This window comes from Caulobacter sp. NIBR1757 (assembly GCF_027912495.1).
Classification (GTDB): Bacteria; Pseudomonadota; Alphaproteobacteria; order Caulobacterales; family Caulobacteraceae; genus Caulobacter.
The window spans coordinates 3,717,388-3,739,967 of sequence record NZ_CP115463.1 but is presented as its reverse complement, the minus strand read 5'-3'; the positions used below and the strand labels follow the sequence as shown (position 1 = coordinate 3,739,967).

General features: G+C 67.5%; 19 protein-coding genes. 13 read left to right on the top strand and 6 right to left on the bottom strand.

What is annotated here, in order from left to right:
* Window positions 1–10 precede the first annotated feature (10 nt).
* From fliD to gltX (O5I81_RS18085), 5 genes are all read left to right on the top strand, one after another.
* Window positions 11–1,705, top strand: coding sequence for a flagellar filament capping protein FliD (gene fliD, locus O5I81_RS18105; RefSeq protein WP_271066258.1), 1,695 nt, complete (start codon window positions 11–13; stop codon window positions 1,703–1,705).
* On the top strand, window positions 1,695–2,093 hold the full coding sequence (locus O5I81_RS18100; protein ID WP_271066257.1) for a flagellar protein FliS: 399 nt from the start codon (window positions 1,695–1,697) through the stop codon (window positions 2,091–2,093). The genes fliD and O5I81_RS18100 overlap by 11 nt, the downstream gene beginning before the upstream one ends.
* A 92-nt stretch (window positions 2,094–2,185) precedes the next feature.
* Window positions 2,186–2,830, top strand: coding sequence for a sigma-70 family RNA polymerase sigma factor (locus O5I81_RS18095; RefSeq protein ID WP_271066256.1), 645 nt, complete (start codon window positions 2,186–2,188; stop codon window positions 2,828–2,830).
* Window positions 2,799–3,005 carry a hypothetical protein gene (locus O5I81_RS18090; RefSeq protein ID WP_271066255.1) on the top strand — a complete coding sequence of 69 codons (207 nt, stop codon included), beginning with the start codon at window positions 2,799–2,801 and terminating at the stop codon, window positions 3,003–3,005. The genes O5I81_RS18095 and O5I81_RS18090 overlap by 32 nt, the downstream gene beginning before the upstream one ends.
* A 180-nt stretch (window positions 3,006–3,185) precedes the next feature.
* Window positions 3,186–4,319, top strand: coding sequence for a glutamate--tRNA ligase (gene gltX / locus O5I81_RS18085; RefSeq protein WP_271066254.1), 1,134 nt, complete (start codon window positions 3,186–3,188; stop codon window positions 4,317–4,319).
* Between the two features lie 21 nt (window positions 4,320–4,340).
* On the opposite strand, the gene gltX (O5I81_RS18080) is transcribed toward gltX (O5I81_RS18085), so the two are convergent.
* Entirely contained in the window at window positions 4,341–5,843 is a 1,503-nt protein-coding gene (gene gltX, locus O5I81_RS18080) for a glutamate--tRNA ligase (protein WP_271066253.1), read from the bottom strand.
* A 291-nt stretch (window positions 5,844–6,134) separates the two neighbouring features.
* Here gltX (O5I81_RS18080) and O5I81_RS18075 point away from each other — a divergent pair, with 291 nt between their 5' ends.
* The 4 genes from O5I81_RS18075 to O5I81_RS18060 all read left to right on the top strand — a co-directional run bounded on the left by O5I81_RS18075 (window position 6,135) and on the right by O5I81_RS18060 (window position 11,930).
* Window positions 6,135–6,872, top strand: a complete 738-nt coding sequence (locus O5I81_RS18075; protein WP_271066252.1) for a GntR family transcriptional regulator — start codon at window positions 6,135–6,137, stop codon at window positions 6,870–6,872.
* A 79-nt stretch (window positions 6,873–6,951) separates the two neighbouring features.
* Window positions 6,952–9,381, top strand: coding sequence for a TonB-dependent receptor (locus O5I81_RS18070; RefSeq protein WP_271066251.1), 2,430 nt, complete (start codon window positions 6,952–6,954; stop codon window positions 9,379–9,381).
* Window positions 9,382–9,385: 4 nt separating this feature from the next.
* Entirely contained in the window at window positions 9,386–10,423 is a 1,038-nt protein-coding gene (locus tag O5I81_RS18065; RefSeq protein ID WP_271066250.1) for a hypothetical protein, read from the top strand.
* 4 nt (window positions 10,424–10,427) lie between these two features.
* Entirely contained in the window at window positions 10,428–11,930 is a 1,503-nt protein-coding gene (locus O5I81_RS18060; RefSeq protein WP_271066249.1) for a sulfatase-like hydrolase/transferase, read from the top strand.
* Here O5I81_RS18060 and O5I81_RS18055 read toward each other — a convergent pair.
* Together O5I81_RS18055 and O5I81_RS18050 are read right to left on the bottom strand one after the other, a co-directional pair.
* Window positions 11,923–12,771: a hypothetical protein gene (locus tag O5I81_RS18055; protein ID WP_271066248.1), complete on the bottom strand. Its 849-nt coding sequence runs from the start codon at window positions 12,769–12,771 to the stop codon at window positions 11,923–11,925. The genes O5I81_RS18060 and O5I81_RS18055 overlap by 8 nt on opposite strands.
* Complete coding sequence (locus O5I81_RS18050) at window positions 12,768–13,742, bottom strand: prolyl oligopeptidase family serine peptidase (RefSeq protein ID WP_271066247.1); 975 nt, start codon at window positions 13,740–13,742, stop codon at window positions 12,768–12,770. Before O5I81_RS18050 ends, O5I81_RS18055 begins: the two co-directional genes overlap by 4 nt.
* Window positions 13,743–13,841: 99 nt before the next feature.
* Between O5I81_RS18050 and O5I81_RS18045 the strand changes: the two genes are divergently transcribed.
* Complete coding sequence (locus O5I81_RS18045; RefSeq protein WP_271066246.1) at window positions 13,842–15,290, top strand: MmgE/PrpD family protein; 1,449 nt, start codon at window positions 13,842–13,844, stop codon at window positions 15,288–15,290.
* On the opposite strand, the gene O5I81_RS18040 is transcribed toward O5I81_RS18045, so the two are convergent.
* Window positions 15,272–15,928 carry a TetR/AcrR family transcriptional regulator gene (locus tag O5I81_RS18040; RefSeq protein WP_271069056.1) on the bottom strand — a complete coding sequence of 219 codons (657 nt, stop codon included), beginning with the start codon at window positions 15,926–15,928 and terminating at the stop codon, window positions 15,272–15,274. The genes O5I81_RS18045 and O5I81_RS18040 overlap by 19 nt on opposite strands.
* A gap of 194 nt (window positions 15,929–16,122) precedes the next feature.
* On the opposite strand from O5I81_RS18040, the gene O5I81_RS18035 reads away from it, so the two are divergent.
* Together O5I81_RS18035 and O5I81_RS18030 are read left to right on the top strand one after the other, a co-directional pair.
* Window positions 16,123–17,166 (top strand): serine hydrolase, encoded by a 1,044-nt coding sequence (locus tag O5I81_RS18035; RefSeq protein ID WP_271066245.1) that lies wholly within the window; start codon window positions 16,123–16,125, stop codon window positions 17,164–17,166.
* Between the two features lie 42 nt (window positions 17,167–17,208).
* A complete protein-coding gene (locus tag O5I81_RS18030; protein WP_271066244.1) occupies window positions 17,209–18,249 on the top strand; it encodes a serine hydrolase in 1,041 nt (346 codons plus the stop codon).
* Here O5I81_RS18030 and O5I81_RS18025 read toward each other — a convergent pair.
* Window positions 18,246–19,073 carry a hypothetical protein gene (locus O5I81_RS18025; RefSeq protein ID WP_271066243.1) on the bottom strand — a complete coding sequence of 276 codons (828 nt, stop codon included), beginning with the start codon at window positions 19,071–19,073 and terminating at the stop codon, window positions 18,246–18,248. The two genes, O5I81_RS18030 and O5I81_RS18025, sit on opposite strands and share 4 nt — an antisense overlap.
* Before the next feature lie 13 nt (window positions 19,074–19,086).
* Window positions 19,087–21,069, bottom strand: coding sequence for a pyrroloquinoline quinone-dependent dehydrogenase (locus O5I81_RS18020; protein ID WP_271066242.1), 1,983 nt, complete (start codon window positions 21,067–21,069; stop codon window positions 19,087–19,089).
* 127 nt (window positions 21,070–21,196) lie between these two features.
* Between O5I81_RS18020 and O5I81_RS18015 the strand changes: the two genes are divergently transcribed.
* A complete protein-coding gene (locus O5I81_RS18015) occupies window positions 21,197–22,528 on the top strand; it encodes a DUF1254 domain-containing protein (protein ID WP_271066241.1) in 1,332 nt (443 codons plus the stop codon).
* Window positions 22,529–22,580 lie beyond the last annotated feature (52 nt).

Here is a 22,580-nt window from a genome sequence, read left to right as displayed (position 1 = left end):
ACCACCGATCATGAGCGTTTCCAGCACCAGCAGCGCGTCCGTCGTGACCACCGGATCGTCGAGCTATGTCTCCTCGACCGTCTCCGGGCTCGACACCGATTCGCTGGTCGAGGCCGCCGTCGCCCAGAAGACCGCGCGCGCTGACACCATCGACGCCCAGGTCGAGGTCAACGAGGCGAAGATCGCCGCCTACCAGAAGCTGCAGGCGCTTGGGACCGCCGTTTCGGACGCCCTGGAAAGCCTCAAGTCGACCACCTACAGCGCGCTCGGCTCAGGCAACGCCTTCGACGAGAAGGCCGCTTCCCTGACCGCCTCGGACGGTTCGACCGCCACCGACTATCTCGCCGTCGACGTCGATGGCGAGGCCAGCGTCGGCCAATACGCCCTGACTGTCACCCAGTTGGCCAAGGCCATGAAGGTCGCCGCCCCGGCCGCCGACGCGTCCGCGGCGCTGGGCCTGTCGGGAACCTTCACCCTTGGCGTCGAGGGCGGCGAGGCCGCCTCCATCACCATCACCGAGGACATGACCCTCGAGGACCTTGCCGACGCCTTGTCGGCGGTCTCCGACGACACCGGCGTCAACGCCACCCTGATCAAGGTCTCGGACTCCGCCTACCGCCTGGTTCTGACCGCCACCGACTCCAACGTCGCCATCGTCGGCGCCAGCACCGAAGGCGACGATATCCTGGCCGGTATCGGCCTGACCGGCGACGATGGGGCCTTCGCCGATGTGATCCAGCAGGCGCGGCCGGCCATCATCACCCTCGACGGCATCGAGATCAGCCGCTCGTCCAACGAGCTGACGGACGTCATCCCGGGGGTCAGCCTGTCGCTGGAAGCGGCCACCGAGGGCGCGACCATCACCCTGGCCATCACCCCCGACTACGCTTCGGTGAAGACCGCCGTCACCGACTTCATCACCGCCTACAACGCCCTGCGCGACTACATCACCACCCAGCAGGCCGTGGAGTCCGACGGCGCCGTCTCGGCCGACGCCGTGCTGTTCGGCGACAGCACCCTGCGCAGCATGAGCCAGTCGCTCAGCGCCCTGATCGGGACAAGAGGCGAGGGGGATATCGCCAGCCTGTTCGACCTGGGCATCACCATGAACGAGTCCAACCAGCTGGTGCTCAGCGACGAGACGGCGCTCAACAACGCCATTCTGTCCGACGCCGACGCCTTCCAGGCCCTCTTCGAGACCCAGGTCAAGACCTCCGACTCGACCCTGAAGCTGCTGGCCAACACCTCCAGCCAGTCGCTCGACTTCACCCTCGATATCACCGTCGGCGACGACGGCGCGATCACCGGCGTCACCGTGGGTGGCCAGAGCGGCCTGTTCACCATTTCCGGCAGCCGCATCATCGGCGCCGAGGGCGCCATCTATGAAGGCCTGACCTTCGCGCTCGGCGGCACGACCAGCCGCTCGATCGACGTGACCATCACCCAGGGCCTGGCCGACCTCCTCGTCAACCAGCTGGACGCCTACACCGACGACGCCGGCGGCCTGCTGCAAACCCGGGTCGAGTCGCTGCAGACGATCGATGAAGATCTGCAGACCCGGGCCGGGAAGATCCGATCCGACGCCGAGAACTACCGGCAGGTGCTGATCAACAAATACGCCGCCATGGAGACCCAGATGGAAGCCGCCAAGCTCCTCCAGCAACAGATCAAAGCGATCCTCGGGAACACAGACAGTGACAGCTGACCCCTACCGGCGCGCGCTCGGCGCCTATCGCACCGCCAGCCTGCAGACCGCCGGTCCGCGCCAGGTCCTGTTGCGCGTCCACGAGGCCATGCTGGGCGACCTGCACCAGGCCCGGCTGGCCTACGAGGCGAAGGCGCTGGACCGCATGTGCAGCCACACCGAGGCCTGCGGCCGGATGCTGACCGCCCTGATCTGCAAGCTGGACTTCAAGCTGGCCGGTCCGGCCGGCCAGGCGCTTCTTGCCTACTACCGGGGCCTTTCCCGCCGACTGGGGCGAATCCTGTCCCAGCGGGATGTGTCCGGTGCGTTTCAGGAAATGATCGAGTCTGTTCAAATGTTGTGTAGATCATTTCGGGGGGAAACTGAAAACATCGTGGTTAATCAGTAATTACACTGGTGTTTCAAATGTAACGTCTAAAGAAACATGGCACGGTCAATGCATTGATTGAACCATCAGGGTTTGTCATCGCGGTTCAATTCATGACGTATGTCCTCAAGGTTGCTGAAACAGTCGATGCGACGTCGGATCTTTCCGACGACCGGCTCTATGCGTTATTCAGGCTGGGCAACCATTTCGCCCTGCGCATCCTGATCGACAGGCATGCCGGCATGCTGCGCCGCATGGCCCGCAACATCGTTGGCGACGAGCATGAGGCCGAGGATGTGGTGCAGGACGTCTTCCTCACCCTCTGGAATCGCCAGGACGGCTGGACGCCGGGCGAGGCGAAGTTCTCGACCTGGATCTACCGGGTGGGGGTCAACAAGGCGATCGACCACCGTCGCCGCCTGAAGGCCCGTCCCGAGGCGCCCGACGTCCTCGTCCGCTCGCTGGACGCCGCGCAGGACGACTTCGGCGACGGCGAGCAGCATCTGCGCATGGAGGATAACCAGCTGGCCGCCCGGCTGCGCGCCGCCGTCGCCCGCCTGCCCGACAACCAGAAGCGGGCGCTGCAACTGTTCTATTTCGAGGACCAGACGATCGAACAGATTTGCGTCATGATGGACGCCACCGAGCCGTCGGTCCGCGCCTTCCTCAAGCGCGGTCGCCAGGCGCTCCGCGAACAGGTGCGCAGAGAGAAGAAGATCTCGCCCGATGACCATCACGGACTTCGAAAGGCATCTTGACCGTCACGGCCCGGATTTCACCGCCTGGCCGACGACCTTGGGCGAGGCGGCGCTCGACTTGCTGAAGGCGTCAAGCGAGGCGCAGGACACCTATGCGGACCATGTGCGGGCGCTGGGGGCCGGCGGCGACCAGATGGCCGATGAGGCCCTGTTTCGTCGGTTGACGGGAAACTAGGCCACGAGTCGGTGGCGGTGCGGGCGGTCCGACGCAAACCTGTCTTTGACTTGAGACTCGCGGCAAGCCCGCGCTGTGTTTGACGATGCTCGTGCGGGCCCGTCGAGGTTCTGTCCCCGTCTGGCGAATGCGGCAGAGCAGCGTGGTAATCCACACCTCTCTGGCGCTATAGCCGACGCCATGTCGCAGCGACCAGTTCCCTTTGGTGTCGTCACCCGGTTCGCACCCTCGCCGATCGGCTCCATGGATATCGTGACCGCGAGAACGGCCCTGTTCAACTATCTGTTCGCGCGTCATTGCGGCGGCCGGTTCTTGTTGCGAATCGAGGATAAAGGGCCAGAGGGTCCAGAAACGGCCAGTGTACGGACCATTTTTGAGGGTCTCAGTTGGCTGGGCATCGAGCCTGACGAGTCGCCGACCTTTCAATCCGCCCGCGCGGACCGCCACCGAAAAGCAGTGGAGGACCTTCTGGCTTCGGGCGGAGCCTATCGGTGCTGGATGACGCCGGACGAGACCGCGACGGCAAGACTTGATGCCCACGCGGCCGGTCACGCCCTGCGCTCACCTTGGCGCGACAGGACTCCGGGGCCCAAGGCAGAAGCCATGCCCTACGTTGTCCGCCTCAAAAGTCCGCTGACCGGGACTACGGTTGTCGAGGATCATATCCAGGGCCGGGTCAGCCTCCAAAATCGGGACCTGGAAGACCAGGTGCTTCTGCGTTCCGACGGTGTATCAACCTACAATCTGGCTGTTGTCGTTGATGATCACGACATGGGGATCACCCATGTCATCCGCGGCGAGGACCACCTGAGCAACGCCGTCCGCCAGTCTTTGATCTATCAGGCCTTCGGGTGGGAGGCGCCGCTGTTCGCCCACCTGCCAGGCATCCACGACGCTGACGGCATCAAGCTCTCCAAGCGCCACAGGGCCCCGACAGTCGGCGAGCTGGCCCGGCTTGGCTACTTGCCGGAAGCCTTGCGGAACTATTTGACCCAGCTGGGCTGGAGCCACGCCGGCGGGGAAATTTTCTCAGACGCGGAGGCGATCAAATGGTTCGACATCGCCGACATTGATCGCGCCCCAGGTCAGTTGGACATCGAGAAGCTGAATCTGATCAACGGCCATTATCTCCGGCAGGCTGACGATGATCGCCTGGCCGCTCTCGTGGCCGAGACCCTGGCCGGCCGAGGCCAAATCCTCACAGAGGGTCAAAGAGCGGCTCTATGGACCATCGTGCCGGCTTTGAAGGACAAGGGCGCGATGACCCTCCTTGATTTGGCCGGACAGGCCGCTGTTCTGCTGGAGAACGCGTAGAGGGATCGTCGCCGGATGACCTCAGGACTCGACGACCTCCTCACGCGCGGCCTCGTCCCAGCGAGCCGTCCAGGCCTTGCGTTGACCTTCGGTGGCGCCACCCAGCGTCGCGATCGCTTCTCGCAGCCGCTCGCGGCAGATATCGCGCCCCAGCAACTCCATCGATTGAAACAGGGGCAGAGACTGGGGCCGACCCGTGATGGCGATGAACATGTGGCGGACGAAGTCCTTGAACTTGACGTCGATGACGGTCGCCACCTCGCGCAGAATCCGCTCGACTTCCGCCGAGGTCCAGGCCGGCAGTCGGTCGAAGCCCACGGTCGAGAGGTGGAAGGCCATGACCAGGCTTTCCCGAGCGACCTTGCCATCGCCCAGCTGATCGGCCGTCAGGCCGAGCCGGCCGGCAAACAGGAAGGCGGCGGTGGGGCCCAGATCGCTGAGGCGCGTTATGCGCGTCTTGGCCATCTCGGCAACCTGGTTCAGGTAGGTCGGATTGAACGCCCAGGCCGCGACGGCCTCCGTGAACGCGTCCGCTGACAGGGCCTCTCGCAGGTAGCGACCGTTCAGCCAGTCAAGCTTGGCGACATCGAATATGGGACCACCCAGGGTAATATTCGCGATATCGAACCCCTCGATGAGGGCCGCGCTGTCCATCAGTTCCTCGCCTTCGGAACTTGATGTCGCTGAAAGGCCAAGGAAGTTCGTCAGCGCCTGCGGGAGATAGCCCATCCGCTCGTAGTAAAGGATGCTCGTCGGGTTCTTGCGCTTCGAGAGCTTGCTGCGGTCCGGATTTCGCAGAAGCGGAAGGTGAAACAGCTTCGGCATCCCCCAGCCGAAATAGCTGTAGAGCAGTTGGTGCTTTGGCGCCGAAGATATCCACTCCTCGCCTCGTATGACGTGGGTGATCTCCATCAGGTGGTCATCGACCACGTTGGCCAGGTGGTAGGTTGGCATGCCATCCGATTTCAGCAGGATCTGCATGTCCACGGTGTTCCAGGCGATCTCGATAACGCCCCGGGCCATATCCTCGAACCGGCAGACGCCTTCGGTCGGAACCTTCATGCGCACGACATGAGGCTCGCCGGCCGCGACCCTCGCGATCACTTCGGCCGCCGGCAGTCGGGCGCACAGACCATCGTAGTGTGTCGGAAGACCGGCGGCGCGCTGGCTCTGACGCAAGGCGTCAAGGCGGGCCGCCGTGCAGAAGCACCGGAAAGCATGGCCGCTTTCCAGAAGCTGGTCCGCATGCTCGCGGTAGATGTGCCCCCTATCGCTCTGTCTGTAGGGACCATGTGGGCCGCCGACGTCCGGCCCTTCGTCCCATGACAGACCCAGCCAGCGCAGGGACCTGAGGATGACAGCTTCCGACTCCAGCGAGCTGCGGGTCCTGTCGGTGTCCTCAATTCGCAGCAGGAACTGGCCACCATTCTTCTTGGCGAACAGGTAGTTCATCAGAGCGACGTAGGCTGTGCCGACGTGGGGGTCGCCTGTGGGCGACGGCGCCACGCGCGTTCTAATGGTCATCGACTGGTCTCCATGGTGCGCTAGGCCATACCGTCTCGCCAGACGGAATTACAAGGCATGTTTCGATCTACCTGAACGCGCTGGTCCCCACCTGGCGATCAGAAGCAACGCAGTCTCGACCAGCAAGCGGATCGCAACCGAGGCAAACATTTTCCAGACGCGCAAATCAGCGGGGGATTCCGACGGGCGAGAGCCTGAGCGCGGCGGAGCGCGGCGCCACGGGCGGTTGCGCGATGTCGAGAATTGTCTGACAGAGGATCATCCGGCGCGGGTCGTCATGGAGGGAAAATCATGGCTGACGAGGTCGCCGGTGCGCGAAATGGCCGAAAGAGTGAGCTGCCGCTCGACGCGCGCCTCTCGCTGACGCTGATCCGCGAGATCATCGCCAACATGCACCCCCCGGGCTCACGACTGCGGGAGCAGGAGATCGCGGCCCGCCATGGCGTCAGCAGGGCGTCGGTTCGCGAGGCGCTGCGCAATGTGGCCTACGCCGGCTTTGTCGAGATCGAGCCCTGGAAGGGCGCGAAGGTGGCCGAGGTCAGCCGTTCCGAGCTGCTCGATATCTTCAGCCTGCTGGAAGAGACCTACGGCCGTTGCGCCTACTGGGCGGCGCAGCGGTGCCCGGAAAGCGGGTTCGCCCGCCTGGACGAACTCATGGCCCACCTCGAGGAGGCCGTCGGGGCCGGCTTTTCTCAGGCCGAGAAGGACAAGCGATCCTTCGCGATCGGCCAGTACGTGGGCGCCAAGTCGGGGAGCGACCTTGCCTATCGCATGCTGGTCCAGGTCGGAAACCTGGCCATCTGGCAGCAGCGGCTGCTGCTGGAGACCGCGCCTCATGTCGAGGAGCAGTCCCGGTCGGCGCACCGCCTGATGGTCTCGGCGATCAAGGCGCGCGAGCCGGAGATCGCCGAAGCCAGCGCTCGCATGATCGTCATGATCACCCGTCGCCAGCTGGAGGCGAGTCCGCCGTCCGCGGCGCGCGTCAAGCCTGACAATAAGGCACGGAAAGCACGGCCCGGCCCCAGCTAGTCCACAAATTGTTTGACAATACCGCGATGCTGCCGGAACCTCTGTTTCAACGAAAGAAACGAAGGGGCGTGAAATGTCTTTGAAAACGGCGGCTTTGGCTGGAACCGCGCTGGTCGCGGTTCTGATCACCATGCCCTCGGCGGTATGGGCTCAGGAGGCCGACGAGGCCGCCACGGAAGTGCAGGAGGTGGTCGTTACCTCCCGCAAGCGGGAGGAGCGCCTTGTCGAGGTGCCCGCCGCCATCACCGCCATATCGGCGGCTGATCGTGAAGCCTTGGTCCTGGAGGACCTGGACGACTACCTGCGCCAGGTGCCGGGCGCGACGCTGGTCGCCTCCGGCCCCGAGTATCTCAATGACATCACCATCCGTGGACAGGGGAGCGGCCGCCTTGGCTTCTCAGAGGCCGCGACCGGCCTGTACCGCGACGGCCTCTACATGGCCGGCGGCGGCTTCGGGGGCCGTTCGCTGGGCAAGATGGACTACCTCGACGCGGCCCATGTGGAGGTCCTTCGCGGGCCTCAGGGCGCGCTCTTCGGTCGCAACTCCGTCGGAGGCGCGATCAACGTGATCACCCAGCCGCCGGTTTTCATCACCGAGGGCTCCTTCACGCTCCGATACTCCGACCCCGAGAAAAGCACGGCCGAGGCGACCGTGAATGTGCCCCTGGTCGAGGATGTGCTGGCGCTCCGCGTCAGTGGCTTTGTCGACGATCAGCGGGCCGGCTTCATCCGCAATCTCGCGACTGGCAATGACCTTGACGTGCAGTCTTCCGACGGCTTCCGCCTGGCGCTCCGCTGGCTGCCGTCCGACGCCTTGACGGTCGATTTCATGTACGAGGACAACAGTACGGACTCCTCGGCCTTCGGCCTGGGGCGCCGGGCGCTTCGCGCGGACGGCACGCCCCTCGACCCTTCGCCGCGCGAGCGGGTCGAGATCGATCGCGAGGGCGGCTCGCTCATCGAGAACCAGAACCTGTTCCTGACCGTCAACTATGACCTGGGCTTCGCGGACCTGACCCTGAAGGCGTCGACGACGAACCGGGACGGCATGCGCAACAATGAAGACAACGACCACTTCGCCGGTCATAGCGGCATCGATGTCGCGCCAGGCGCGACTGTCCTGACGCCCGACTATACGGTCGGTCAGTTCGAGACCTACGAACGCACGGTGTTGCAGGCCTATCTGACGAGCAACTCGGACGGGTGGCTCAGCTGGCTGGGCGGCGTCGAGTTCGTGAAAAGCGAGGACGGCGTCGTGCTCGATCCGAAATTCTGTCCGACCTACACCGGGCTGGCCCAGCCGGTGACGCCGGGCTGCACCGTCGGCCTGGCCGGCGCGCTGACGGGCGTGCCGGCGTCGGTCCGGACCGCGGCGCGGCTGTCGCTCAGCCATGACGAGTTTGTCGAGGAGCTGACGTCGCCCTCGCTGTTCGGGAGCCTCGAGATCAAGTTCGGGGAGGCCACGAGCCTTGGCCTGGAAGCGCGGATCCAGCGTGACGAAAAGGACTACGATTTCCTGCGCTACTCACGGGATCCACTTGCCTACTTCGGGACCGGCGCCCTGCCGGCGGGCCTGATTGCGGCGACGTCGGTCGATCCGGACGGCGCCGGGCCGTTGACGGCACAACCCGTTCAGTTCTGCCCGCCCGGGCTGGCAGATTGCGCGCCGGGTCGTGAGGCGGTCCAGTTCAACACCGGCGCCCGATGGACGTTCGTCACGCCGACGGTGACGCTGCGCCACAAATTCTCCGCCGACAGCAACGGCTACCTGCGGTTCGCGACCGGCTACCGTCCGGGCGGCTTCAATACCAATCTCGGCCCGACCACGGTGCGGAGCCAGTTCCTGGAGCAGATACTCTACGAGCCTGAATATTCGTACTCCTACGAAGCCGGTTGGAAGGGCAAGCTGTTCGGCGTCAACGTCGCCGTGGCGGCCTTCTACAGCTGGACGAATGAGGCCCAGGTGGTCAGCGCGCCATCGGCGACGGCGCGTGGGCTGGTGCTGCAGAACGCCGGCGATACGCACGTCACCGGCTTCGAGATTGAAGCGCGCCGGAGCTTTGAGGTGGGCCCCGGCGTCCTGTCGCTGAGCGCCGCCGTCAGCGGTCAGAAGGGCGAATTCGAAGAAGGCGCCTCCGCCCTGATCGACACCAACGGCGATGGCGTTCCCGACAACCTCGACCTCGAAGGCAATGAGGTGCCGCGTCTGCGCGACTACCAGGTGACAATCAACGCCGGCTACAACTTCCCGATCGCCGGAAACCTCCGCGGCTTTGTCTCGGGCAGCTACCAGCGGGCCGAAGGCGGCTTTGAAACTCCCGCCAACGACCGTGAATATGCCGGCTACGAGTTGTTCGACGCCCGTATCGGCATCCGCACCGAACACCTGCGGTTCTCGATCTTCGGCCGCAACCTCGGCGACGAGGAGTATATCGTGAACACCTTCAGTTCGAACGAGTACTACAACCAGCCGAGGGTCATTGGCGCCGAGCTGACGCTGGACTTCTAGCGTCATGAGCGCTGTTCGCCCCCTTTGTTTGGTCGCCCTGACGGTGGCGCTGGCCGCCGTCTGGGGCGCGGGGGGATGCGCCGCCGCCGGTCCTCCCCCGGCGGCGGTCGCATCGACCGATATCGTGATCAGTCGCGGCGAGTGGGTCGATCCCGCGCGGGGCGGTCGGGTGATACCCTACAAGCTCTACCTTCCCGCCGGGCCCGGTCCGTTTCCGGTGGTGATCCATTCCCATGGCCTGGGCGGTTCGCGGGAGACCTCGACCTTCATCCTCGAGGCCGTCGCGGCGAGCGGGATCGCCGTCGTCGCGATCCAGCACCCGGGCTCCGACAGCGGCATTCTGCCGCCAGGCAGTCTGGAAGGGGTCAGCGCCGCCGACCTGAAGATGGCGCCGGGGGCGGCGGCGAACCGTTTCGCCGACCTCCCGTTCGTCGTCAGGCAGCTGGACGCGATGGCCGCCGATGGCCCCTTGAAGGGGCGTCTCGACATGAGCCGCCTCGGCATGTCCGGCCATTCGTTCGGAGCATTGTCCACCCTGGTCGCGGTCGGCCAGTCAGCCGGCGGCATGACGCCTGCCTTCCTGCGCGAGCCGCGGATCGACGCGGCCATCGTCTACAGCCCCAACAAGCCTCGCAACATGGACCCCGGGCCGGCGCTGGCCGGCGTGAAGACGCCGATGCTGCACTTCACGGGCACCGAGGACGCCTCGCCCGTGGACCTCGAGAAGACGCCCTGGGAGCGAACCATTCCCTTCCAGACCATCACCGGCGCCGATCAGTTCCTGGTGTACCTGACCGGCGGCGATCACCGGGTCTTTTCCGGCCGACGCCTTGTCGCGGGGCGGCTGAAGCCGACGGACGCCGAGCACATGCGGCTGATCGTGGACAACACCGTGCTGTTCTGGCGGGCCTATCTGCTGGATGATAAGGCGGCGCTGTCGGCGCTGTGCGACCTTCCGGCGCGCGTGCAGACCGCGGCGAGGGGCTTTGTGAAGGCGCAGCGGTGCGGTTCGCCCACGCCCCTGCCAACGAACGGCGACTAGCAACATGCTGAAGACCTCCGCGCGGATCCTGACGGCGGCGCTGCTTCTCGTCGCGGCGATGGGCATCGGATCCTGCGCCGGCGTCGGCCAGCAGCGGGCGTCCGAGCCCCGTCGGCCGAACATCATCGTGATCCTCGCCGATGACCTTGGCTACGGCGACATGTCGACCTACGGCGGATCCATTCCGACGCCCAACATCGATAGGCTCGCCGCCTCCGGCGTTCGCTTCACCAGCGGCTATGTGCCGGCCGCCGTCTGCGCGCCGTCCAGGGCGGCCCTGCTCAGCGGCCGTCAGCAGACGCGGTTCGGGTTCGAGTTCAATCCGGTTGGCCGGGACGAGATGACGGGACTGCCGCTGGGTGAGACGACCATCGCCCAGATGTTGAAGGGAGCCGGTTATGTCACGGGCATTGTCGGCAAATGGCACATCGGCCAGGCCGCCGGCTTCCATCCGCTGGATCGTGGCTTCGACAGCTTCTTTGGCGTTCTGGGCGGCGCCACGGACTTCATCACCCGCCCCGCGGAGGGCGATATCGCCGCGGTCATTCCCGGCGACAACCTGACCACGCGGACCCGGTTCCCCGTCAGCCGGGGGCGCGAGGTCGTCGAGGAGCCGCGCTACCTCACCGAGGCCTTCACCGAGGAGGCGCGCGGCTTCATCCGCACCCAACGGGACAAGCCGTTCTTCCTCTACCTCGCCTACACCGCGCCCCATACGCCGCTTCAGGCGACGAAGACCTACGCCGACCGCTTCCCCGACATCGCCTCGCCCTACCAGCGCACCTATGCCGCCATGGTCTCGGCGCTCGATGACGGGGTGGGCGCGATCATGGGCGAGCTGCGCGCCCAGGGGCTGGAGCGGGACACCGTGGTGATTTTCCTCAGCGACAACGGCTGCGCCGGTTACATCCGCGGCGGGTGCACCAATCGACCGCTGGAGGCCGGCAAGGGCACGCCTTGGGAGGGCGGCATCCGCGTGCCGTTCATCCTGGCCGCGCCCGGGAGGATCCCGGCGGGCGTCGTCGATGATCGTGTGATCTCCAGCCTCGACATCATGACGACGGCTGCTCAACTGGCCGGAACGCGGGCGCCGCAGAAGGCCGAGGGGGCCGATCTTGTCGCGGCCCTGACCACGGCCCGGGACAAGCCTGTGCACGACGCCCTGTCCTGGCGCATGGGTCCCAACCACGCGGTGCGCGAGGGGCGCTGGAAGCTGATCGTCGTGAACAAGTCCGACACCATCCAGAACCTGGACAAGGTCTACGGGGAGCCGGTCCCCGACGGCATCGCGGCGACGGTCGGCCCGCTGGGGCAGTGGGTCCTGCTGTACGACCTGGACGCCGATCCCGGCGAAACCAGGAACCTCGCCGCCCAGTATCCGGAGGTGGTCCAGCGATTGAGCAGCCGGTTCGAGACCTGGAATGCCCTGAACGTCGAGCCGATCTTCACCAGCCGGCGACAGTTCCACTCTCTGATCGGCGAGTGGCGCGTCCAGCTGTTCAACTAGCGGGCGGGGGCAGTTGATCAGCCCGCCATTCGTTCAGCATGCCCGTCAGGCTGTGCGCGCCCAGCGTCGCGGTCACGAAGCTGCCGCGCCAGATCTCGTCCCCGATCGGCAGGGTGATCGCTTTCAGGGTGCGCACGTCCGCGGCCAGCGCGGTCCCGTCTCTCAAGCCGAGGACCAGTGATCGTGCGTCGGCGATCGGGGGCGCCTCGAACCGGGTGATGATCGACTCCACCCCGTCCTGCATCGCCGCGCCGATCTGTCCCGCCCTGGACGCGATGGCGACGCAGGAGGCTGACGGACCCCACAGACAGAGATACCGGAACGGTTCGGTGAAGCGGGGCGTCTCCTGGCGCTGCTCGTGATACTTGGCCGGCCCGTCCAGCGAGATGCGTCGGCCGTCGATGACGATCTCGCCCGCCAGATCACCCACGACCTCGCGCCGTCCGGCCGCGACTTCCTCGCCCAGGCTGTACCGGGGGGTGAAGAGGCCGGTGAGGGTGACGCCGATATCGCCGGGGCCGTGGCGACCCTCGTGACCCTCGATCATGGACAGGTCGGCGGCGAACCGGGCCTCGGTCATCGCGCCATCCGATCCCGAACGGCGTATCCATGCCGAAGGCGCGGCGGTGCGGTAGAGCGCTGTCGATCCGGCGAACGCGCGGGTGTCATCGCAGGCGAGGCCGTGATCCGTGTAGCCGAACAGTCGGTCCCCCTCGAGGACATGGCACCAGAGCCATGTCACGCCGTCGTCGGGGAACCGGCAGAACCGCAGCGTGAGGGCGGCCGTGCTGTCCGCGGCCACCCACATGACCATGGCGGACTCGCTGTAGCCGTGGTTCACGGCCGGCTCTGTCCGCGCAGGAAGTCCCAGGCGACCTGGGCGCCGTCGAAATCGCGGGACACCGTGCCGCGCATGGCTTCAATGGGCCTTCCGGTGGACGGTCGCGGCTTGCCTGGCCAGCCATGTCCGGCGCCCTCCATGCGCAGCACGGTGATCTGGCCTCTGGGCGCGCAGGCCTTCCAGTCGAGGCGGCTGGTCCGCACGCCATCGTCGAACGGATCGGGCAGGGCCGTTGTCGCCGGCTCCCCGACGCAGTCATTGGCGGCCAGCAGCACGGCTATCGTCCGCTCGTAGGACACCACGCCGCCACGCTCATCGTTCAGGAAGCCGGCGACGGGTCCGCCGGCGAACGGCACGAACCGGTCGGCGGTCCCGACCATCAGCATCATCGGCACGGGCTCCGCCGGCTTGCAGGCGGCTTCCATGTCCTCGGGCAGCAGGGCGATGATCGCGACGATTCCGGCCAGACGCTCGGCGCGGTCGCAGGCCATCCGCAAGCTCATCATTCCACCGTTGGAGGCGCCCAGGACATAGATGCGCTTTGGATCCGCTCGCCCCTCCGCGATCAGCGTGTCCATGATCGCGGTCAGGAAGGCGACATCATCGACCTCGCCCGAGCGGTCGGAGAGAACCTTGCCGCCACGACCGTCACGCCAGCCGTTGCCCTGGCCCTGGGGATAGACGACGAGGAGGTTGTCGGCCTGGGCGATCGGCTCGAAGCCTACCCGCCGCATGACATCGACGTTGCCGCCCCCGCCGTGCAGCACGATCACCAGGGGCTTGGGGCCAGGCGCTTCGGAAGGATCAACGACGATGAAGCGTCGCTCGACGCCGTCGCGCGTCATGGTCCGCACGTCCTCGCCCGCCTGGACCGTCGTGGCGGCCAGCAGTGGCAGGAGCAGGCCGGAGAGCGCGGCGACAGCAACACGCACAACGCCGGCCAGCGGCCATCGGGCTGTTGATCCCAGCATCCTGTGATTCCCGGGTTGCACTTTGGCGCATTCGCCGCTCTTGTTGGTACCTTGTGGTATCATTTTGAGATCGTCAAGCTGGCGCGGACGGGAGGGCAGATGAGCACAGACGGGTTGAAAACGACGCGACGGGCCTTTGTCGCCGGGGCGGCCACAGGGCTGGCGGTCCCCGCCGGACCCACCCAGGCGGCGCAGCCTTCGCTGGCCCAGTCGCTGGCCGCGGCCACCGTGGCGTCGCGCGACAGGCCGGTTCCGTCCGAGGTGCTCGACCGAACGGTCTGGAGCGTTATCGACTGCCTCGGCGCCATGATCTTCGCGGCCGGGACCCCCGAAGTCGGCCCGTTCATGACCCTCGTCGGCAGCCGTCGCGGCAAGCCCCGAGCCCGGGTGCTGGGCGCCGGCGTTACGGCCGCGGTCGAGTACGCCGCCGCCGGCGGGGCGTTTCTGATTCACGCCAACGAGATGGATGACGGCGACATGCGCTCGCAGCTGCGGGCGTCGTCGGTCATCATGTCCACCGCCCTGGCCATGGCCGACGCGCTTGACCAGTCGGGCCCCGCCTTTCTCCGTTCGGCGGCGCTGGGCTACACGCTTCAGGGCCGCCTTGCGGCGCCGCAGGGGCCCACCCAGGGGCGAGGCTGGATGACCTCGGGGGTCTGGGGGCCGCCCGCCGCGGGCGCCATGGCGGCGGACGCCATGGGCCTTGGCGCCGACCAGATCACCTCCGCGATCGCTCTGGCCGCGTCGGCGAGCGGTGGATCGTTCCAGTACTTCCATGACCAGACCGAGGAGAAGCGCCTGGTCGTCGCCCGCGCCGCGCGGTCCGCGGTCGAGGCGGCGCTTCTGGCCCGGAGCGGCGAGATCGGCGCCCGGCATATCCTGGAAGGCCCCGCCGGCCTCTACCGGCTGTTTGGCGGAAAGGACGGCATGCCGCCGACCGTCGAGGCCTTGACCGGCGATCTCTGGCGGCTCGAGGGTCCCCTCTTCATCCATCCCAAGTACTTCGCCGCCTCGCAGTCGATCATCCCCAGCCTGGACGGCATCGCCGCCGACCTGCCCGACCTGCGGGCCGCCGAAATCGAGACCTTCACCGTCCGGGGCGATGCGTCCTGGGCCCCGGTCCTGGCCGACAAGATCGACCGGTTCGCGCCGCCCGCGACCCGGATCGGCGCGATGATGAACTTCAGCTACGTTCTTGGCCTGGTGCTGGTGCGCGGCACGGCCATGCCCGGTGACTATGCCGATCTACCGGACGCCGCCGCTGTCGTCCTGGCGCGCAAGGGGCGGTTCCAGCTCGACCCTGAGGCGGCGGTTCTGCGTATCGACTTCACGATGAAGGACGGACGCGTCCTTTCATCCCTGGCCCGTTACCCGGGTCCGCAGGACATCGCGCCGCTCGAGGCGTCCCGTCGAATCGCAAAGTTCAATGCCCTGACCAGTCGGATCGAGGAGAAGCGGCGGGTCGCCCTCCTGGAGGCCTGCCGGGCGTTGCCGGGCGAGTCTTCGATGCGCCGATGGATCGGTCGCGTTCAGTCGCTGACGGGTTGATCCAGGACCGGCGGCAGGGGCAGCTGCCGACCGGTTGGCTCCAGGCCGACCAGCCTGCGCCCCGCGGCCGCGGCCCAGGTGGTCCAGTCCTGGTCTCTCGCGGGGTCGCCGGACTCGACCCAGAAGGCGGTCGTCTCGATCAGGAAGGTCACCAGTCCGTCGGCGAGGGCGTCCAGCAGCAGAGGGTCGTCCTTCAACGGATGATCGACCAGGGTCATCCGGCGGCGGGTTGCTTCGACCATCGTGCGCCGCACCCGTTCGCCGTGGCGCGACAACTCGGGATCGTGGGCCGCCACCCGGAACAGCAGAAGGAAGGCGCTGCGCTCGTCCCGGGCCAGCCGAAGCGTGGCGGCGAGCGCGGCGTCCATGCCCGGCCAGGGTTGATACTCCTGGTCCAGCACCCTGTCGGCGATGCGGTCCAGCACGCCCGCGATCAGGGCGTCCTTTGTCTCGAAGTAGCGGTAGAGGGCGATCTTCGAGGTCTTCAGACGACGGGCGATGCCCTCCATAGTCGCCTGGCGCAGACCCGTCTCAACCAGGATGTCGGCCGCGGCGCCCAGGATACGTTCCCGGGTGCGGGCCCGGACGGCAGGCCGGATGGCCCTGGTCTCGGCGGAGGGGGTGGCGTCGTCCGGCATGCGGGCCAAGGCTAAGCGCCGGCGATGGCAAGGCAACCCCTCTGATCGTGAATCCGTGGTTGACGCCCATCTTCAGCGACGGAATTGTCGCGATGGATTGTTGAACAAAATGCAAGGTTGGCTCTGGCCGTAAAGTCCGCGGCGCGAGCCGCTCCGCGCCGCACGTCAAACGCCCCATCGAAGGTTCGACCGACATGTTCCATCTCCGCGCCGCCGCCGCCCTGGCCCTGACTTTCGGCGTTGCGACAACCGCCGCCGCGAGCGAGGCGGATCCAGCCTGCGGCCGGGCGCAAAGCTACTCCGCCGCCCGCTACGGGGTGTCGGTCTTGATCCAGCGGGACGGTGTCGCGGTCTGCGAGGGGTATGCCAACGGCGGGACTGCCGACGCCGCCTATCCGATTCATTCGGGCACCAAGAGCTTCAACGGCGTCATCGCGGCGGCGGCGGCCCAGGACGGCCTCCTGACGCTGGACGAACCGGTATCGACGTCGCTGGGCGCGTGGCGCTCCGATCCGGTGAAGGCCCAGGTAACCTTGCGCCAGCTTCTGCAGCTGACGAGCGGACTGGGCGGGCGTCCCTTTCCCGCGCCCGACTTTGACGCCGCGGTCGCGCAACCGTTTACGGCCGCGACGGGCAAATTCCAGTACGCCGCCGCGCCGTTTCAGGTCTTCGGCGCGGTCATGAAGCGAAAACTTGCCGCGGCCGGTCGCGACCCCGATCCCGTCAACTACCTCAAGGCGCGCGTCTTCGATCCGATCGGCATGAGCGTTGCCGGGTGGCGGCGGACCCCCGGCGGTGACGCCATGCTGGACCAGGGCGCCAGCCTGACGGCCCGGGAATGGGCGAAGTTCGGCGAGTTCGTGCGCGGCGGCGGACAGGTCGATGGCAGGCCGATTGTCGATCCGGTCGTTTTCCGCTCGCTGTTCACCGGCTCGGCCGCCAATCCGGCCTACGGCGTCGGGTGGTGGCTTCCCAAGGCGAACGACGCTCCCGATGTCGTAACGGCCCGTCTGGACCTGCGTGGCCATGAGGCCGACCTCCCGCCGGACATGGTCGTCGCGGCCGGAGCCGGCGACCAGCGGCTGTTTGTTGTCCCATCCTGCCGCCTGACCGTGGTGCGGCAGGCCAGGCTGGACGCGCAGCGGATCCGGGCGGCCCGGGCGGCCGGCGGCGAAATCCGCGATGGCTGGTCGGACTATGCCTTTATCAAGCCCGTCCTCGACGCCTACTGCCGCTAGCGGCCCGTCGCTCCTCTCATCATCTCAAGGGATCTGACCGCCATGAAACTCGTTGCCCTGGGTCTCGCCGTCGCCGGCGCGATCGCCCTGTCCGACGCGGCGGCCGCGATGCCGGCGCCGCCACAGCCGGCTTGCGAAACGGCCCGGGTCTATTCCGAGGCCCTGGCGGGCGTATCGGTCCTGGTGCTCAAGGACGGCCGGGTGGTCTGCGAGTCCTACGGGCAGGGCGGCGGGCCGGACGCGGGGCATGAAATCTGGTCCGGGACCAAGAGCTTCAACGGTCTGATCGCGGCGGCGGCCGTTCAGGACGGCCTGCTGACCCTGGACGAGCCGGTGTCCCTGACGCTCACCGAGTGGCGCGATGATCCGGCCCGGGCGTCCGTCACCGTGCGCCAGCTCCTGACCCTGACCAGCGGTCTACGCGGCGGTGTCGGACGGGCGCCGGGCTATGGCGAGGCGATCGTCGCCCCGTTGTCCGCCGCGCCCGGCGCGAAGTTCCAGTACGGCGCCACGCCCTTCCAGGTGTTTGGCGAGGTCATGCGGCGCAAGCTGACGGCGGCCGGCCGGGACCCCGATGTGCTCGCCTACCTCAAGTCCCGAATCCTCGACCCGATCGACGCCCGATGGTCCGACTGGCGGAGGTCGCCGTCCGGTGACGCGCTCCTGCCGCAGGGCGCGGTTTTCACGGCCCGGGAATGGGCGAAGTTCGGGGAGTTCGTGCGCGGCGGCGGGGTTGTGGACGGCAAGCCGCTGGTCGATCCGGCGACCTTCGCCCAGCTGTTCACAGGGACCGCCGCCAATCCCGCCTACGGCGTCAGCTGGTGGCTGCCCGTCGCCACCGGCCAGCCCGACGTAGTCACCGCGCGGCTGGATCTCGGAGTCCATGCCGCGGAGCTGCCGCGCGACCTGGTGATCGCGGCGGGGGCCGGCAACCAACGCCTCTATATCGCGCCGTCCTGCGGCCTTACCGTGGTGCGTCAGGCCTCCTTCGATCCGGCGACCGCGCTGGCCGCGCGCCGCCAGACCGACGGCTGGTCCGACTACGCCTTCATCAAGCCCCTGATCGACGCCTACTGCCGCTAGGGTATGACTCGTCTGTCGTTGATGAAGTCGATGTCGGGGTTCTCGCCGATGAACATCGAGCGTGTCTCCACGAACGGGAAGGCTCCGCCCCAGGCGGGGGCGGTGAAGGCGGGCGCCGGATCGACGAAGGCCTTTCGCCAGGCGGCGTAATCATCGAACCACAGCTCCGCCACGCGCGGATAATCGGCCGTCTCGGTCACGCTGTTGTAGGCGACGAAGCGCTTCAGGCCCGGCAGCTTGGCGAGTTGCGGCGCCTGAACGTCCCGGAGCCAGGCGTCGCCGTTTTCCATGCTCACGCCGGCGGGATACCGGAACAAAATGATCCAGCGCAGGTAGGGCGTCTCCTTCGGCGGCGTGGGCGTCGAGAGGAAGACCATCTGCGGATTGACCGGAATGGTCGTCGTCGTCGTCTCGAACTGCGCCTCCGCCCATCCTTTCGGCGGCGGCGTGAACGATCGCAGGTCACCGTAGAGATTGTTCGGTCGCGACTCCCGGAAATCCTCGATGCTGTCGAACTGGATCTCGGTCATCCGGCCGTTCAGGACACCCAGTTTTCGGGCCTCGTCCGTCACCGCGTAGCTGCGATAGGAGACGTAGTTGCGTTGCCAGGCCTTGAAGGCCCGGCGCACCTGGGGCGCGTGGAAGGTCATGTACCAGCGGTCCAGCGCCAGCATGTCCATCTCGGGCTTCAGGTTGATGATGATGTAGTGCTTGATCGCGCCCACGGCCCAGGCGGGCGAGGCGAGGGCCGTCGCCGCCCCGGCGGTCAGCATGGCCAATGCGGCTCGGCGGGACAGCGAGGAAGCCTGTGTGGTGTCGGTCATGATCTGTGGTTCCTCAGGGCAGGGCGAGGGCGACGAGGCGGTGTGGCATGGTCCGATAACCCATGCCGCAGACGATGAACTGCTTGCCGCCGGCCATGTAGGTCATCGGCGGGCCGAAGGGCGCGTCGGGCAAGGATATCTCGGCGATGACCGCGCCGGTCGCCTTGTCCCAGGCGCGCAGCACCTTCATGCCGAAGCGCCGGTCATGCGGCCCTTCGCCCTGGAACAGAAGGGTGCGGGTCAGAAGAGGTCCGGTGCGACCCGTCGATCCGACCCATCCCAGGTTCAGTGACTTCAGCGCCGGGGCCCGGGAGAGCCCCGGGCCGTTGGGCTTCATCCAGAGATGCTCGCCGGTGTTCAGATCGATGGCCGTGATGCGGCTGTAGGGTGGTTTGAACATCGGCAGGCCCTGGGGCCCCGGGACGAGCCGCGACAGGCCGGCGATCTCCTCGCTCTCGGCCTCGCCCCGGATCGCCTTGCCGTCATCGTCGAGCGCCAGGGCCATCACCGAAGACAGGGACGGGACGTAGAGCACGCCGGTCTCCGGATCGACCGCCGCCCCGGCCCAGTTGGCGCCGCCCAGCCAGCCCGGCCGCTGGATGGTCGGGGTCTTGGTGTAGGGCGTATACATCGGGCCGATCCGATACTTCGCGAGAAGCGTCCTGGCCTCGGCGTGCAGGGCCGGCGTGAAGTCGATCAGCATGTCTTCGGACACGCCCTGCGGCTCGAACGCCGCCGGCCGACTGGGGAACGGCTGGGTGGCGGCGGTGCGCTCGCCGGCGAGGGGGCTCTGCGGAACCGGTCGCTCCTCGATCGGCCAGACCGGTTCGCCGGTGACGCGGTCGAAGACGAAGCACCAGCCCTGCTTGGTCACCTGGGCGACGGCCTTGATCGGGCGGCCGGCGACAGTGATATCGACCAGGTTCGGGGCGCAGGGCAGGTCGTAGTCCCAGACGTCGTGGTGCACGAACTGGAAGTGCCAGCGCCGCTGTCCGGTGGCGGCATCCAGCGCGATCAGGGTGTTGCCGTACAGGTTGTCGCCGGGCCGACCGCCGCCAAAGAAGTTGTTGGTCGGACAGCTGCCCGGCAGGTAGACCAGCCCCAGCTCGTCATCGGCGCTCATCGGCGCCCAGATGTTGGCGTTGCCGGTCCGCTCCGCGGAGCCTTCCAGCCAGGTTTCGTAGCCGGGTTCCCCCTTCATCGGCACCGTGTGGAAGACCCACTTCAGGGCGCCGGTCCTGACGTCGAAGCCGCGAACGTCGCCGGGCGGCATGAGGGCCTTCACGCCCCGATCGTGGATGTACTGGCCGATGACCACCACATCGCGGCAAATGGTCGGCGGCGAGGTGCAGGCGAACAGGTTCACCGGGTCATCGGGCAGTTCCCGCTGCAGTCCCACGGAGCCCAGATCGACCTCGCCGTTGATCCCGAAGGTGCTGATCGGAACCCCGGTCCGGGCGTCCAGCGCGATCAGCCGGTTGTCGCCGGTGCCGATCAGGACCCGGCGGTCCTCGCCCTCGCGCCAGTAGGCCACGCCGCGATGCAGAAAGCCCTTGCTGGTGAACGGACCGCGCTTCCAGCTGCCGGGGTCGTACAGCCACAGGGTCTTGCCGGTCGATGGATCGATGGCCGCCACCTGGCACATGGCGGTGGAGGTGTAGAGGACGCCGTCCACCATGATCGGTGTGGCCTGGAAGTCGCCCGCGGCCAGGTCGGGGTGATCGCGGAGAACCTCGGCGTCCGGCGACTGCCATTCCCAGGCGACGCGCAGGTCGCCGACGTTGTCGCGGTTGATCTGGTCCAGCGGGGAGTACTTGGCGGCCCGGTTGTCGCCTCCATAGGCCGGCCATTCCCCGGTCGCGGTCGTTTCGCCCGCGGGCGCCAGGGTGGCGCACCCGGCGAGACCCAGCATGCTGGCTCCGCCCAGCAGCACCGCCCGGCGGTGCGGCGCGATGCGCACGGCTCCCTCAGCAGTCCGCCCCGACTTCCGTTTCATCGGCCCCATCTCCCTTTTTCGCCTGTTCCGACGCTGCGATGAAATGATAGGATGTGCGCAGGATTGTCTAACAAAAACGAACATGGGCGCCGCGGTCTTCGTCGCGGTGCGGACAGGGAGACACAGAATGCACAGGCGCGACCTCATGCTCCGCGGCGCCGGCCTCCTGGCCACCGCCGCCCTTGGCCTGCCGACGCTCGCCGGCGCGACCTCTCCGGCGCGGCGGCCGGGACTGCGCGAGACGGCGCGGCGCGCCTGGCTCTACGGATTGCCGCTGATCGAGGTCGCGGCGGTGCGCCGGAGGATTCTCGGCGCAACCCCGGCCAACGTCCTGTTCCACCAGCGTGACCTGCTCACCGTGGCCACCCAGAGGGTCACCTCGCCCAACAACGACACGCTCTACAGCCGGGCGGTGCTCGACCTCAGCCGGGGACCGGTGGAGCTCACGCTGCCGCCGTCAGGCGACCGGTACCTGTCGGTGGCACTGATGGATATGTTCACCAACAACTTCGCCGTTCTGGGGACGCGGACCACGGGAAGCGAGGGCGGGCGATTCGTCATCGCCGGTCCGACCGGGGCGGCGCCGGCGGGCGCGATCCGATCCCCCGGGCCCTGGGTCTTCCTGCTGGCCCGCACCCTGGCTGACGGCGTTGACGACCTTCCCGAAGCGCGGCGGGTGCAGGCCGGCCTCGCCGTGGCCGCTCCCGCCGGCCCGGCGCCGACGCCGGTCGCGCCGGCCGCCCGCTCGGCCCCCTGGCGCGAGTACTTCGCCAGCGTGGGCGCCCTGCTGGCGGAGACCCCGCCGCCGGCGACGGACCTCGCCTTTTTCAACGAGGCCAGGGTGATCGGACTGACGCCCGGCGGCTTCAACCCGCCGGCCTTCTCCGCGGCGGAAGACGCCGAGATCGCCGCCGGCGTCGCCGAGGCCGCGCTCTTCGCCGCCCAGCCTCGGGGAGGCACCTACGAAGCCGGCGGCTGGGCCTATCCGCGCGCCAATCTGGGCGATTTTGGCGAAGACTATGAGTTCCGGGCCCAGATCGCCCTGACCGGCCTGTTCGCGCTGCCCGTGGCCGAAGCGATCTACACCCGCTCGACCGGCGACGACGCGACAGGCCTGTACCGCGGTGATCGCTACAGGCTCAGCTTCCCGAAGGGCCAGCTGCTGCCGGTCGATGGCTTCTGGTCGCTGACGGCCTACAAGGCCTTTCCCGAGGGACAGTTCCTGTTCGCGCCCAACCCGATCAACCGGTACTCGATCGGCGACCGAACGCCGGGCCTTGTCTACAATCCCGATGGCTCGCTGGATCTCTGGATCACCCGCGAGGATCCCGGCGGCGCTCGCTCGGCCAACTGGTTGCCGGCCCCGGACGGCGCTTTCATCCTCAGCCTCCGGGCCTACCTGCCCCGGCCGGCGATGATCACCGGCGAGTACCGGGCGCCGCCACCGGTCCGGTTGTAGCCGGGGCGAGGCGGTCCGAATATCGACCCAGGGTCCTGCTTGGCGGCTGTAT

What these genes read in the sequence shown, in the direction of transcription:
- O5I81_RS18015 (WP_271066241.1), top strand. Translation starts at nt 21,197, where the DNA reads ATGCACAGGCGCGACCTCATGCTCCGCGGCGCCGGCCTCCTGGCCACC.
- O5I81_RS18065 (WP_271066250.1), top strand. Translation starts at nt 9,386, where the DNA reads ATGAGCGCTGTTCGCCCCCTTTGTTTGGTCGCCCTGACGGTGGCGCTG.
- O5I81_RS18030 (WP_271066244.1), top strand. Translation starts at nt 17,209, where the DNA reads ATGAAACTCGTTGCCCTGGGTCTCGCCGTCGCCGGCGCGATCGCCCTG.
- O5I81_RS18050 (WP_271066247.1), bottom strand. Translation starts at nt 13,742, where the DNA reads ATGCTGGGATCAACAGCCCGATGGCCGCTGGCCGGCGTTGTGCGTGTT.
- gltX (WP_271066253.1), bottom strand. Translation starts at nt 5,843, where the DNA reads ATGACCATTAGAACGCGCGTGGCGCCGTCGCCCACAGGCGACCCCCAC.
- O5I81_RS18025 (WP_271066243.1), bottom strand. Translation starts at nt 19,073, where the DNA reads ATGACCGACACCACACAGGCTTCCTCGCTGTCCCGCCGAGCCGCATTG.
- O5I81_RS18075 (WP_271066252.1), top strand. Translation starts at nt 6,135, where the DNA reads ATGGCTGACGAGGTCGCCGGTGCGCGAAATGGCCGAAAGAGTGAGCTG.
- O5I81_RS18090 (WP_271066255.1), top strand. Translation starts at nt 2,799, where the DNA reads ATGACCATCACGGACTTCGAAAGGCATCTTGACCGTCACGGCCCGGAT.
- O5I81_RS18060 (WP_271066249.1), top strand. Translation starts at nt 10,428, where the DNA reads ATGCTGAAGACCTCCGCGCGGATCCTGACGGCGGCGCTGCTTCTCGTC.
- O5I81_RS18020 (WP_271066242.1), bottom strand. Translation starts at nt 21,069, where the DNA reads ATGAAACGGAAGTCGGGGCGGACTGCTGAGGGAGCCGTGCGCATCGCG.
- fliD (WP_271066258.1), top strand. Translation starts at nt 11, where the DNA reads ATGAGCGTTTCCAGCACCAGCAGCGCGTCCGTCGTGACCACCGGATCG.
- gltX (WP_271066254.1), top strand. Translation starts at nt 3,186, where the DNA reads ATGTCGCAGCGACCAGTTCCCTTTGGTGTCGTCACCCGGTTCGCACCC.
- O5I81_RS18040 (WP_271069056.1), bottom strand. Translation starts at nt 15,928, where the DNA reads ATGCCGGACGACGCCACCCCCTCCGCCGAGACCAGGGCCATCCGGCCT.
- O5I81_RS18045 (WP_271066246.1), top strand. Translation starts at nt 13,842, where the DNA reads ATGAGCACAGACGGGTTGAAAACGACGCGACGGGCCTTTGTCGCCGGG.
- O5I81_RS18095 (WP_271066256.1), top strand. Translation starts at nt 2,186, where the DNA reads ATGACGTATGTCCTCAAGGTTGCTGAAACAGTCGATGCGACGTCGGAT.
- O5I81_RS18035 (WP_271066245.1), top strand. Translation starts at nt 16,123, where the DNA reads ATGTTCCATCTCCGCGCCGCCGCCGCCCTGGCCCTGACTTTCGGCGTT.